Below are 12,279 nucleotides of genomic sequence, written 5' to 3'. Positions count from 1 at the left end.
GTTATAATATGGGTATGAAGAAAGCGACAAATTAAAATTTTTAGGGAGTGAGAATAGTATATGGACAGTTGGTTTACCGTCGAACAAATAGACCAAGATACATTCGTCATCAGCGAATACAAACACTGGGAAGAAACACATTGTTATCTATTGTGTGGGACAAAAAGAGCCATTCTGATTGATACAGGTTTAGGTGTTTCCAACATCAGAGAGGTTATTGATGGATTGACGAAACTGCCCGTTACAGTAATCACTACTCATGTTCATTGGGATCATATCGGTGGACATAAATATTTTCGGTCTATTGCAGTTCATGAAGCAGAAAAAGAATGGCTATCGGTCAAATTCCCTATACCTTTGCAAGTGGTAAAAAACAATATTATGTGCAATCCATGTGATTTCCCCTCGGATTTTAAGGTAGAGAAATATCAGATTTTTCAAGGGGTTCCGCAAATGATTTTACATGATGAAGATTGTATTGACTTAGGGAACAGAAAGTTGGTAGTTATTCACACGCCCGGTCATTCTCCCGGACATTGTTGTTTCTATGAAGCGGATAGAAAATATCTGTATTCCGGCGATTTGATATATAGCGGTTGCCTTGATGCTTTTTATCCATCAACAAACCCACAAGAATTTTGGAAGTCTGTTAGAAAAATTCAATCTTTAAAGATAAGTCGAATTTTGCCAGGACATCATCATTTATCTATTCCAGTTACTATAATTGACAAGATAGAGACAGCTTTTCACAACTTGTCAAATGAAGGGAAATTAAAACAAGGGAATGGTATATTCAGCTATGAGGGGTTTCAAATCCATATCTGAAATGCAATCTTAGTTTTACAATTTTATATCCCTACACACAAAGCAGTTAGTCTTAGGATTGACTGCTTTTTTCATACCCAGAAAGGAGTGATTGATTTATGCGTATGATTTGGAACAAAGGACACCGTATCAGAGCCAGCGACAAGCACCTTGTTTATCATTTTTCCATAGAGACGCTTCTGTTTGTGTTCGTGGCAGTTCTCCTGCTACTGAATAGCAAACAGCTCATGCGTACCGACTGGGAGCATTTCAGCTTGTTAGAAAACGGCTTGACGCTTTCCCCTTACAACTTCATAACCATATTGATAGCGACTGGTGTTTGTGCATTGGTCGCTTTTGGGTATTACCGCTTCTGTTACGACAGTTTCAAGAAGCTACTGCACCGTCAAAAGCTGGCAAGAATGATACTGGAAAATAAGTGGTATGAAGCCGATACCGTACAAGACAGCGGTTTTTTTACTGACCTGCAAAGCAGATCAAGGGAAAAAATCGTCTGGTTTCCAAAGATTTATTATCAAATGGAAAAAGGACTTCTTCATATCCGCTGTGAAATTACGCTGGGAAAATATCAAGACCAGCTTTTACGGTTGGAGGATAAGTTGGAAAGTGGCTTGTATTGTGAGCTGACAGACAAGACCCTGCATGACGGTTATATCGAATATACCCTACTTTATGATATGATAGCGAACCGCATTACCATTGATGAAGTACGGGCAGAGAACGGCTGTCTTAGACTGATGAAAAATCTTGTCTGGGAATATGACGCACTTCCACACGCCCTTATCGCTGGTGGAACGGGTGGCGGTAAAACTTATTTTCTGCTGACGCTCATTGAAGCCCTACTGCATACCAACGCTGTCCTTTACATCTTAGACCCGAAAAATGCGGACTTAGCAGACTTAGGAACAGTCATGGGAAATGTGTATCATACCAAAGAAGAAATGATTGATTGTGTCAATGCCTTTTATGAGGGCATGGTACAACGAAGCGAGGAAATGAAGCGACACCCGAACTATAAGACGGGCGAAAACTACGCCTATCTGGGACTGCCACCCTGCTTTCTTATCTTTGATGAATATGTGGCGTTTTTTGAAATGCTGGGGACAAAAGAAAGCGTGAGCTTACTTAGCCAGCTAAAGAAAATCGTTATGTTAGGGCGACAAGCAGGTTATTTCCTTATTGTCGCCTGCCAGCGCCCAGACGCAAAGTATTTCTCGGACGGGATAAGGGATAACTTTAATTTCCGTGTGGGATTGGGGCGTATCAGCGAATTAGGCTACGGTATGCTGTTCGGTTCAGATGTGAAAAAGCAGTTTTTCCAGAAGCGTATCAAGGGGCGTGGCTATTGTGATGTGGGAACAAGTGTTATCAGCGAATTTTACACGCCTTTAGTCCCGAAAGGACATGATTTTTTGCAGACTATCGGCTCTCTTGCACAAGCAAGGCAGGACGGGACGGCGACGTGCGAAGCGAAAGGCGACGGCACGGACTAGCCGTTGCTGGTGTGGCGTAAGCCACGCCAGCAGGTAAAACCCCTCGGTATCTAACAGAGGGGTACGTTTGCAAATAGACAATAGACGAAAAACACAGGAAACATAAGGCTTATCGCATGGTTTCCTAGCAAAAATCGGCTGTGAAGTCGCCTTAAAAAACTTCACACTTGACAGATTGGGGGTATGGTTCTGAATGAAGAACAATGGATAAAAGAATTACGGGAAAAACGGATTGCTTACGGTATCTCACAAGGCAGGCTGGCGGTGGCGTCTGGTATCACAAGAGAATATCTCAACAAGATAGAAAGCGGAAAAATGAAGCCGTCAAAGGAACTTCTGAATACTCTGCATAAAGAACTGGCAAAGTTCAATCCAGAAGCACCGCTTACCATGCTGTTTGATTATGTGAAAATTCGTTTTCCCACGCTGGATATACAGCACATCATCAAAGATATATTAAAACTGAATATCAACTATATGCTCCATGAAAATTACGGGCGTTACAGTTATACGGAGCATTACTCTTTAGGGGACATCTTTATCTATACGTCGGCTGACGAAGAAAAAGGTGTCCTTTTAGAGTTAAAGGGGCGTGGTTGCAGGCAGTTTGAAAGTTACCTGCTGGCACAGCAAAGAAGCTGGTATGACTTTCTTATGGACGCACTTATAGACGGTGGCGTGATGAAGCGTATCGACCTTGCTATCAACGACCATACGGGTATTTTGGATATTCCAGAGCTTGCGGAAAAATGCAGGAAACGGGAATATATCGGAAAGTCCAGAAGCTATAAGTTTTACCAGTCGGGCGAGCTTATCAAGCACAGAGAGGACGACAGAGAATATATGGGGCGTACCCTTTATCTTGGGTCGCTGAAATCAGATGTGTATTTCTGTATCTATGAAAAGGACTATGAGCAGTACGTCAAGTTAGGGACACCTCTGGAAGAAGCCGACATTATCAACCGTTTTGAAATACGGCTTCGCAATGAACGAGCCTATTATGCGGTACGAGATTTACTGACCTATTATGACGCAGAACAGACCGCTTTTTCTATCATCAATCAGTATGTGCGGTTTGTTGATGAAGAACCCGACAAGCGAAAAAATGACTGGAAGCTCAATGACCGCTGGGCTTGGTTTATCGGCGATAACAGACAGAGCTTGAAGCTGACGACAAAACCAGAGCCTTACACCTTAGACCGCACATTGCGGTGGGTACAACGGCAGGTAGCACCGACCTTAAAAATGCTGAAAAAGATTGATAAGGGAAACGGTACAGACTACATGGAAACAATCGAACAGCAGGCAAAGCTCACAGAAAAGCATGAAATGATAATCAAACAGCAGACGACCCCTGCAAAAGATTTAGTAGAAAGTTAGGAGTGATAAAAAATGTGGGTATTATTAAAAGACTTCCTGCTGGTATCTATGGGAATGGGTATCGGCGTAGTCTTGATGTGTATTTTGAATGTCGGCAAAGAAGCTGACTATGAAATGGAACAATTAAAAGAAAGCGAGGACAATTAAATGAATTTCGGACAAAATTTATATCAATGGTTTTTATCAAACGCACAGAGCTTAGTGCTTATGGCGATTGTGGTTATCGGTATCTACTTAGGGTTCAAGCGTGAGTTTTCAAAGCTCATTGGCTTCTTGGTAGTTGCCTTGATTGCTGTCGGCTTGGTATTCAATGCCGGCGGTGTGAAAGATGTACTGTTAGAGCTGTTCAACAAGATTATCGGTGCATAAAATTTTATTGTAGTGCTAATATGTGAGTGATATAATATGGATATGAAGAAAACGACAAATATGAATTTGAACTTAGGAGGAAAACTATTGTGTCAAATATAAAACTAAGAAATACATATAAGTCTTATACAGCGATATTTGTAATTGGTATATTAGTAGGGTGTATATGTAGACTGTTAGATTATTTTCCCGCAGATACACTATGGAGTTTTTCATCACCTCAAACATTGTTTGGTTTTTGGATTATTACCAATACTATCATCGTTATGTTAAGCACCTCAAATATTTGTGCAGGAATTAGTTCGTTCTTGTATATGTTTGGAATGACATTAAGTTTTTATGCTTTACAAGCAATATTAGGAATGTTTATACCTATGTTTTCCGGCGGATTCCGCTTTGGGCTATTCATATTGTTTACTGTTTGGTCAATCGCTTGTGCAATAGCAGCATTTATTCTGTACTATTGGAATAGGGAACATATTTTTAGTTCAGTATTATATTCTTTACCAGTAGGAGCATTATTTGCTGAAACAATAGCAGTTTTTATTTATTTTTTGGAACATCAAACATTCCTATTTCAGTTGTTAATGGATATTATAGGAGCTGTTGTGTTTACCATAATATTTTTCAAAAAAGTAAACTATAGAAAAATGTATATTGTCGGAATTGTATTAAGTACTTTGGTATTTTATTATATTTTTCCATGGTAGTTTATATTGATAAATCCCAGTTTGACAATTTCATATCCATACACACAAAGCAGTTAGTCTTAGGATTGACTGCTTTTTTCTTACCTAAATTTTAGATTGGAGTGATGAAATGAGCGATATTTTTAAGGATATGCAGACGAAAGTCGGCTGTGATTATATTTCCGACCTGCCCTCTTACAAGCGTAAGGTGTGGCAGGAAATGAAACGACTGAACCCTGCCGATTATGAAGAAAGACAGTTAGAAGATTTTTCTAAATATGTGTTTGGTATGTCGTACCAGACCTTACAAGATGTGATGAAACAACAGAAAGGACGTGAGGAACAATGCAGGAAACAAGGGTGCTGGTGGAAACGAAAGGAACAACTGGCGAAGAAACAACATCATACTGGTTTGACCTGCCGATAGATGTTGCAGAGTTTGAAGAAAAGTTAGGTGTCGGTGCAGAAAGTGGGGATTACCGCATTATCGAAAAGGTACTGCCCTTTGCTGATGAAGTCCACGAACATACAAGCGTGTACCAGCTCAACGAATTAGATTTTATGTACCGCCAGCTTTCAAGCGATATGCAGGAAGAATATGTATCACTTCTTACCGTGTATGAAAATTTAGAAGCACTTTATATTTGCAGGAACGTGATTACGGTTTATCCCGACTGCAAAAGCATGATAGATGTTGCAAGGCAAAAGCTGATGAACGACCCGACATTTAAGCATTTATCCGAGGACTGTCAAGAATATTACTTTGACTTTGAAGCCTACGCTTCTCACTTGCAGGAACACGGGAAATTTTTAGTAACAGAACACGGTATCTTTGAACTGCCAGAGTAGGAAATGAGGTGGTGCTTATGATTGATGATATGGCGGTTTATATTGCTAATCTTGGCAAATACAATGAGGGCTATTTAGTCGGTGCTTGGTTCACGTTCCCCATTGACGAGGAAGATGTGAAAGAAAAAATCGGCTTGAATGAACAGTATGAGGAATACGCTATCCATGATACCGACAACTTTCCCATTGCGATTGGCGAGTATGTTTCCATTGAAGAACTCAATGAGATGTATGAAATGATAGAGGAACTTCCCGACTATATTGTAGAGTGTCTGGACGAATTTATCAGCCACTACGGGACGCTGGAAGAAGTCGTGGAACACAAGGACGATATTTATTATTATCCCGACTGTGAAACTATGACAGACGTTGCCTATTACTACATAGACGAATTGCAGGCACTTGGGGACATTCCACCCAGCTTACAGAATTACATTGACTATGAAGCCTACGGGCGAGATTTGGATATGGGCGGTTGCTTTATTGAAACAAGCCGAGGTATGTGCGAGATACCATATTAACGCTGGAAGATCAGCGACAAGCATTGTTGTTACTGACAGCGTATTTCTCTTTAAGGGACAGTCTGAAAATGGCTGTCCTTTTCTATTTAGAAACTTACGAAAGGAGCTGAAAGAACTTGAAAAAGATTAAATCTTATACGGGTATCTGGAACGTGGAAAAAGTCTTGTATGCAATCAATGACTTTAACTTACCCTTTCCCGTTACCTTTACACAGATTACATGGTTTGTGATTACGGAATTTCTCATTATTCTGTTTGGGGATATTCCCCCACTTTCCATGATTGAGGGAGCATTTCTCAAATACTTTGGTATTCCCGTTGCTCTCACATGGTTTATGTCGCAGAAAACCTTTGACGGAAAGAAGCCGTACAGCTTTTTGAAATCACAGATAACCTATGCCCTGCGACCGAAAATCACTTATGCAGGAAAAGCCGTAAAACTGCATAAGCAGATACTCAATGAAACAATCACGGCAGTAAGGAGTGTGAACTATGTTCCCGATAAAATATATTGACAATAACCTTGTCTGGAATAAGGACAATGAGGTGTTTGCTTATTATGAGCTGATACCATACAACTATTCTTTCCTATCCGCAGAGCAGAAATTTATCGTGCATGACAGTTTCCGACAGCTTATCGCACAGTCCCGTGAGGGAAAAATTCATGCGTTGCAGATTGCAACGGAAAGCTCAATACGAAGTATGCAGGAGCAGTCAAAGAAGCTGGTTACGGGGAAATTAAAGGAAGTTGCCTGCCAGAAGATAGACGAACAGACCGAAGCGTTAGTATCAATGATTGGGGACAATCAAGTGGACTACCGCTTTTTTCTTGGCTTTAAGCTCATGGTTACGGAAGAACAGCTCAATCTGAAGAACATCAAAAAATCGGCGTGGCTGACATTCAAGGAATTTCTCCATGAAGTGAACCACACGCTGATGAATGACTTTGTTTCCATGCCGAATGATGAAATCAACCGTTATATGAAAATGGAAAAGTTGCTGGAAAATAAAATCTCCCGTCGCTTTAAGGTGCGTCGCTTGGAAATCCATGATTTTGGGTATCTCATGGAACATCTTTACGGCAGGGACGGTATCGCCTATGAAGATTATGAGTACCAGCTACCAAAGAAGAAATTACAGAAAGAAACGCTGATAAAATACTACGACCTTATCCGTCCGACAAGGTGTGTGATTGAGGAAAGCCAGCGGTATTTGCGATTGGAACATGAGGACAGGGAAAGCTATGTGTCCTACTTTACCGTCAATGCGATTGTTGGCGAGCTTGATTTTCCGTCGTCTGAAATCTTCTATTTCCAGCAACAGCAATTCACATTCCCCGTTGATACTTCTATGAATGTAGAAATCGTGGAGAACCGTAAAGCATTAACAACCGTCCGCAACAAGAAAAAGGAATTGAAAGACCTTGACAATCACGCTTATCAAGCAGGAAGTGAAACAAGCTCAAATGTGGTGGACGCATTAGACAGCGTGGATGAGCTGGAAACGGACTTAGACCAGACAAAAGAAAGTATGTATAAGCTCTCTTATGTAGTGCGTGTATCGGCTGATGATTTGGACGAATTAAAACGCCGTTGTGATGAAGTCAAAGATTTTTACGACGACCTCAATGTAAAGCTGGTGCGTCCTGCTGGGGATATGCTGGGGCTTCATTCTGAATTTCTTCCTGCCAGCAAGCGATATATCAATGACTACGTGCAGTATGTAAAATCAGATTTCTTGGCAGGTCTTGGTTTTGGTGCGACCCAGCAGTTAGGGGAAACTACGGGTATCTATATGGGCTATTCCGTTGATACGGGAAGAAATGTGTACCTGCAACCGTCGTTAGCTTCGCAGGGTGTAAAAGGTACAGTAACAAACGCTCTTGCTTCTGCTTTTGTCGGTTCGCTTGGCGGTGGAAAGTCATTCTGCAACAATCTTCTGGTATATTATGCGGTGCTGTTTGGCGGTCAAGCAGTCATTTTAGACCCCAAAGCTGAGAGGGGCAACTGGAAAGAAACGCTCCCAGAAATCGCCCATGAAATCAATATCGTAAACCTTACCAGCGACAAGGACAATGCAGGACTTCTTGACCCGTTCGTGATTATGAAGAATGTAAAAGACGCTGAAAGTCTGGCAATCGACATCTTAACATTCCTTACGGGTATTTCCTCTAGGGACGGCGAAAAATTCCCTGTACTTCGTAAGGCGGTACGCTCCGTTACCCAGAGCGACAGTCGGGGCTTGCTCCATGTGATAGACGAGCTACGCCGTGAAGATACACCCATATCAAGAAATATCGCAGAACATATCGACAGCTTCACGGACTACGACTTTGCACACCTGCTGTTTTCAGACGGTACGGTGGAAAATGCAATCAGTCTGGATAACCAACTCAATATCATTCAAGTAGCGGACTTAGTATTACCAGATAAGGATACAACATTTGAGGAATACACGACCATTGAATTATTGTCGGTGTCTATGCTGATTGTGATTAGTACCTTTGCCCTTGATTTTATCCATTCAGACAGAAGCATTTTTAAGATTGTAGACCTTGACGAAGCGTGGGCGTTCTTAAATGTGGCACAAGGCGAAACTTTATCAAATAAGCTGGTGCGTGCTGGACGAGCTATGCAGGCAGGCGTCTATTTTGTTACACAATCTTCTGGCGACGTGTCAAAGGAAAGTCTGAAAAACAATATCGGCTTGAAGTTTGCCTTTCGTTCTACTGACATCAACGAGATAAAGCAGACCTTAGAATTTTTCGGTATCGACAAGGACGACGAGAACAACCAGAAACGCTTGCGTGATTTGGAGAACGGACAATGCTTATTGCAGGACTTATACGGGCGTGTCGGTGTGGTGCAGATACACCCAGTCTTTGAAGAACTGCTACACGCCTTTGATACCAGACCGCCCGTACAGAGAAATGAGGTGGAGTGATGAAAGAAAGGATAAAAGGTGCGTTCACAAAAAGGAAGATACTTCACTTTCTCAAAATGGCTCTGTTTGTCGTGGCACTCTCCCTTATCCTGCTCTCACTTCTGGGGACGGTGGCTCATGCGACGGGGCTTGTGGACGATACCATAAACGCAGAAAATCTTTACTCAAAATATCCGCTGTCGAATTACCAGCTTGATTTTTATGTGGATAATAGCTGGTCGTGGTTGCCATGGAACTGGCTGGACGGTATCGGAAAATCGGTGCAGTACGGACTTTACTGCATTACCAATTTTGTCTGGACGATAAGCCTTTATTTAAGCAATGCTACGGGCTATGTGGTGCAGGAAGCATACAAACTTGATTTTATTAACGATATGGCAGACAGTATCGGACAAAGCATACAGACCCTTGCAGGCGTTACCGAGAACGGCTTTTCTTCTACGGGCTTCTATGTCGGTTTCCTGCTTCTCATTATCTTAATAGTGGGACTTTATGTTGCCTATACGGGACTTATCAAACGCGAAACCAGCAAGGCACTTCACGCTGTTATTAACTTTGTGGTGGTGTTCGTGTTGTCCGCTTCCTTTATTGCCTACGCTCCCGATTACATCAAGAAGATAAATGAATTTTCATCAGACATCAGTACCGCTTCTTTGGACTTGGGAACAAAAATCATGCTCCCCAACTCTGACAGCGAGGGCAAGGACAGCGTGGACTTGATACGGGACAGCTTGTTTTCCATTCAAGTGGAACAGCCGTGGCTCTTGCTTCAATTTGGTAACAGCAACGCAGAGGAAATCGGGACAGACCGTGTAGAAGCTCTGGTATCAGTAAGTCCAGAGGACGAGGACGGCAAGACCAGAGAGGAAGTCGTGAAAACAGAAATCGAGGACAATGACAACAACAATCTGACGATACCGCAGGTCGTAAACCGTTTAGGTATGGTGTTCTTCCTGCTATTCTTTAACTTAGGTATCACGATATTTGTATTCTTGCTTACGGGTATGATGTTGTTCAGCCAGATACTCTTTATTATCTTTGCAATGTTTTTACCTATCAGCTTTCTACTTTCCATGATACCGAGCTATGAAAGCATGGCAAAGCAGGCAATCGTGAGGGTATTTAATACCATAATGACACGGGCAGGAATAACGCTCATTGTAACGGTGGCGTTCAGCATTTCCAGTATGTTTTATAACATCTCCACAGACTACCCGTTCTTTATGGTGGCGTTCTTGCAGATAGTGTGTTTTGCTGGTATCTATATGAAACTGGGCGACTTAATGAGTATGTTCTCACTTAATGCTGGCGACAGTCAAAACATGGGACGAAGAATTTTCCGCAGACCGTATCTGTTTATGCGACATAGGGCTAGGCGTATGGAACACCGTATTGCAAGGGCGGTAAGTGCTGGCGGTATTTCGGGCGGTGTAGCTGGTGCGGTGGCTGGAAGTGCCGTTGCTGGCAAGAGAGCCGAAAGAAAAAATACGGCTTCTAAAGAAAATCGGGGCAATACCACTTCCAGCATGGGACAGCGTGCAGGCTCAAAGGTGGGTGCTGTCTTAGATACGAAAAATAAAGTGAAAGACAAGGCTAACGCTGTCAAAGAGAATATCAAGGATATGCCGACACAGACCGCTTATGCGGTGTATTCCGCAAAGGAAAAGGCAAAGTCCAGCGTATCAGACTTCAAGCGTGGCATGGTGCAGGAACAGCAGTCCAGACAGACGGGACGCTTGGAAAAGCAGGAACAGCATAGACAGAATATCGCTGACAAACGTATGGAGCTTCAAAAGGCACAAGAAGCAAGACAAAGAAAGACGGACGGATCAGCGACAACGGGAGCTACCCGTCCCCATGAGCGACCAGCCACAGCTTCAACCATTCCAAAGCCGAGTGCGGAAAAAATGCAGGAAGTGAAACGTCCTGCCACAGCGACCACTTCAAAAGCAAGTGAACCAGTCAAGACAAATGTTGTGAAAGAGCGTCCGTTATCTTCTGGTGCTTCTGATAAGAAAGCGACCCAGCCTGCACAGCCAGTACATAGGCAGAATGTAGAAAAAGTAGTATCGCAGGAAACACGCCAGAATTACAAAGCAGAGCGTACTACAAAGAAACAGACCTTTGAACAATCAAAGCGTACAACGGAACATACCGAAAAGAACCGTAACCTTGTAACGAAGAAAGGACAGAAGAAAAAATGAAACTGAAACATATCGCTCTTATTGGCAGTCTGTTTCCTATCCTCTTTTCCATAGTCCTTTTCTTTGGTGTCCTCATTAGTGCGGACAGCGACGACGAGAACAGCAACTTTTCTTCTGGCATTACGGGTATGAATTTATCCGCAGAAGTCTTGAAACATCAGCCTATGGTGGAAAAATACGCCAGAGAAAACGGTATCTCCGAGTATGTCAACGTGCTACTGGCTATCATTCAAGTAGAAAGTGGCGGTACGGCAGAAGATGTTATGCAGAGTTCAGAAAGTCTTGGTTTACCGCCCAACTCTTTAGATACGGAAAGCTCAATCAAGCAGGGGTGTAAGTATTTTGCGTCCCTGCTTTCTTCCTGTAAAAATCAAGGTATCGACGATTTGAATGTAGCGATACAGTCCTATAACTATGGCGGTGGTTATGTGGGATATGTGGCAGGAAAAGGAAAGAAACACACCTTTAACCTTGCAGAGAGCTTCGCCCGTGAGAAATCGGGTGGAAAGAAAGTAACCTACACCAACCCGATAGCCGTTGCGAAGAACGGGGGTTGGCGGTATCAGTATGGCAATCAATTTTACGTCGAATTAGTCAATCAGTATTTAACTGTTCCGCAGGTATCGGGAGAGCTGGCACAAAAGGTCATGAATGAAGCGTTAAAATATCAAGGCTGGAAATATGTGTATGGCGGTAGCAATCCCAACACTTCTTTTGACTGTTCGGGACTGACGCAATGGTGCTATGGAAAAGCTGGTATCTCCTTACCGAGAACCGCACAAGCACAGTATGACGCAACCCAACATCTTCCACTTTCGCAGGCAAAGGCTGGGGACTTGGTATTTTTCCATTCTACCTATAACGCTGGAAGTTATGTAACACACGTCGGTATTCTTGTTTCGCCGACACAGATGTACCACGCAGGCGACCCGATAGGATATGCAGACCTAAGTAGTAGTTACTGGCAACAGCACTTAATCGGTGCAGGACGAGTAAAACAATAGAA

13 protein-coding genes are annotated in these 12,279 nt (G+C 42.6%); all 13 read left to right on the top strand.

Annotated features, from left to right (window positions below):
- The first annotated feature begins 60 nt into the window (after positions 1-60).
- The 13 genes from DWZ69_RS05700 (at position 61) to DWZ69_RS05640 (ending at position 12,277) form a co-directional block, all read left to right on the top strand.
- Complete coding sequence (locus tag DWZ69_RS05700) at positions 61-825, top strand: MBL fold metallo-hydrolase (RefSeq protein ID WP_008687118.1); 765 nt, start codon at positions 61-63, stop codon at positions 823-825.
- Between the two features lie 98 nt (positions 826-923).
- The gene (locus DWZ69_RS05695; RefSeq protein WP_008687115.1) at positions 924-2,318 is read left to right on the top strand and encodes an FtsK/SpoIIIE domain-containing protein; all 1,395 of its coding nucleotides are present in this window, start codon (positions 924-926) and stop codon (positions 2,316-2,318) included.
- Between the two features lie 183 nt (positions 2,319-2,501).
- Positions 2,502-3,698: a MobT family relaxase gene (mobT, locus tag DWZ69_RS05690; protein ID WP_008787615.1), complete on the top strand. Its 1,197-nt coding sequence runs from the start codon at positions 2,502-2,504 to the stop codon at positions 3,696-3,698.
- 12 nt (positions 3,699-3,710) lie between these two features.
- Positions 3,711-3,845 carry a DUF3789 domain-containing protein gene (locus tag DWZ69_RS05685; protein ID WP_017143882.1) on the top strand — a complete coding sequence of 45 codons (135 nt, stop codon included), beginning with the start codon at positions 3,711-3,713 and terminating at the stop codon, positions 3,843-3,845.
- Positions 3,846-4,067, top strand: a complete 222-nt coding sequence (locus DWZ69_RS05680) for a hypothetical protein (RefSeq protein ID WP_002323342.1) — start codon at positions 3,846-3,848, stop codon at positions 4,065-4,067.
- 89 nt (positions 4,068-4,156) lie between these two features.
- Positions 4,157-4,777, top strand: coding sequence for a hypothetical protein (locus tag DWZ69_RS05675; RefSeq protein ID WP_008787617.1), 621 nt, complete (start codon positions 4,157-4,159; stop codon positions 4,775-4,777).
- Positions 4,778-4,886: 109 nt separating this feature from the next.
- Positions 4,887-5,183 (top strand): hypothetical protein, encoded by a 297-nt coding sequence (locus DWZ69_RS05670; protein WP_008787618.1) that lies wholly within the window; start codon positions 4,887-4,889, stop codon positions 5,181-5,183.
- Complete coding sequence (locus DWZ69_RS05665; RefSeq protein ID WP_008787619.1) at positions 5,102-5,605, top strand: antirestriction protein ArdA; 504 nt, start codon at positions 5,102-5,104, stop codon at positions 5,603-5,605. The genes DWZ69_RS05670 and DWZ69_RS05665 overlap by 82 nt, the downstream gene beginning before the upstream one ends.
- Before the next feature lie 17 nt (positions 5,606-5,622).
- Positions 5,623-6,126 carry an antirestriction protein ArdA gene (locus tag DWZ69_RS05660; protein WP_002323345.1) on the top strand — a complete coding sequence of 168 codons (504 nt, stop codon included), beginning with the start codon at positions 5,623-5,625 and terminating at the stop codon, positions 6,124-6,126.
- Between the two features lie 116 nt (positions 6,127-6,242).
- Positions 6,243-6,641, top strand: coding sequence for a conjugal transfer protein (locus tag DWZ69_RS05655; RefSeq protein WP_009243016.1), 399 nt, complete (start codon positions 6,243-6,245; stop codon positions 6,639-6,641).
- On the top strand, positions 6,619-9,069 hold the full coding sequence (locus tag DWZ69_RS05650) for an ATP-binding protein (RefSeq protein ID WP_008787620.1): 2,451 nt from the start codon (positions 6,619-6,621) through the stop codon (positions 9,067-9,069). Before DWZ69_RS05655 ends, DWZ69_RS05650 begins: the two co-directional genes overlap by 23 nt.
- On the top strand, positions 9,069-11,273 hold the full coding sequence (locus DWZ69_RS05645; protein WP_008787621.1) for an MFS transporter: 2,205 nt from the start codon (positions 9,069-9,071) through the stop codon (positions 11,271-11,273). The genes DWZ69_RS05650 and DWZ69_RS05645 overlap by 1 nt, the downstream gene beginning before the upstream one ends.
- A complete protein-coding gene (locus DWZ69_RS05640; protein ID WP_008787622.1) occupies positions 11,270-12,277 on the top strand; it encodes a bifunctional lysozyme/C40 family peptidase in 1,008 nt (335 codons plus the stop codon). The genes DWZ69_RS05645 and DWZ69_RS05640 overlap by 4 nt, the downstream gene beginning before the upstream one ends.
- The last annotated feature ends 2 nt before the right edge of the window (positions 12,278-12,279 follow it).

Source organism: Eubacterium sp. AF34-35BH, from assembly GCF_003477765.1.
Classification (GTDB): domain Bacteria; phylum Bacillota; class Clostridia; order Lachnospirales; family Lachnospiraceae; genus Eubacterium_G.
Note: the sequence above shows the minus strand (reverse complement) of the source record. Positions and strands in the feature narration are given on the sequence as shown.

What these genes read in the sequence shown, in the direction of transcription:
- DWZ69_RS05665 (WP_008787619.1), top strand. Translation starts at nt 5,102, where the DNA reads ATGCAGGAAACAAGGGTGCTGGTGGAAACGAAAGGAACAACTGGCGAA.
- DWZ69_RS05645 (WP_008787621.1), top strand. Translation starts at nt 9,069, where the DNA reads ATGAAAGAAAGGATAAAAGGTGCGTTCACAAAAAGGAAGATACTTCAC.
- DWZ69_RS05650 (WP_008787620.1), top strand. Translation starts at nt 6,619, where the DNA reads ATGTTCCCGATAAAATATATTGACAATAACCTTGTCTGGAATAAGGAC.
- DWZ69_RS05660 (WP_002323345.1), top strand. Translation starts at nt 5,623, where the DNA reads ATGATTGATGATATGGCGGTTTATATTGCTAATCTTGGCAAATACAAT.
- DWZ69_RS05685 (WP_017143882.1), top strand. Translation starts at nt 3,711, where the DNA reads ATGTGGGTATTATTAAAAGACTTCCTGCTGGTATCTATGGGAATGGGT.
- DWZ69_RS05640 (WP_008787622.1), top strand. Translation starts at nt 11,270, where the DNA reads ATGAAACTGAAACATATCGCTCTTATTGGCAGTCTGTTTCCTATCCTC.
- mobT (WP_008787615.1), top strand. Translation starts at nt 2,502, where the DNA reads ATGGTTCTGAATGAAGAACAATGGATAAAAGAATTACGGGAAAAACGG.
- DWZ69_RS05680 (WP_002323342.1), top strand. Translation starts at nt 3,846, where the DNA reads ATGAATTTCGGACAAAATTTATATCAATGGTTTTTATCAAACGCACAG.
- DWZ69_RS05670 (WP_008787618.1), top strand. Translation starts at nt 4,887, where the DNA reads ATGAGCGATATTTTTAAGGATATGCAGACGAAAGTCGGCTGTGATTAT.
- DWZ69_RS05695 (WP_008687115.1), top strand. Translation starts at nt 924, where the DNA reads ATGCGTATGATTTGGAACAAAGGACACCGTATCAGAGCCAGCGACAAG.
- DWZ69_RS05700 (WP_008687118.1), top strand. Translation starts at nt 61, where the DNA reads ATGGACAGTTGGTTTACCGTCGAACAAATAGACCAAGATACATTCGTC.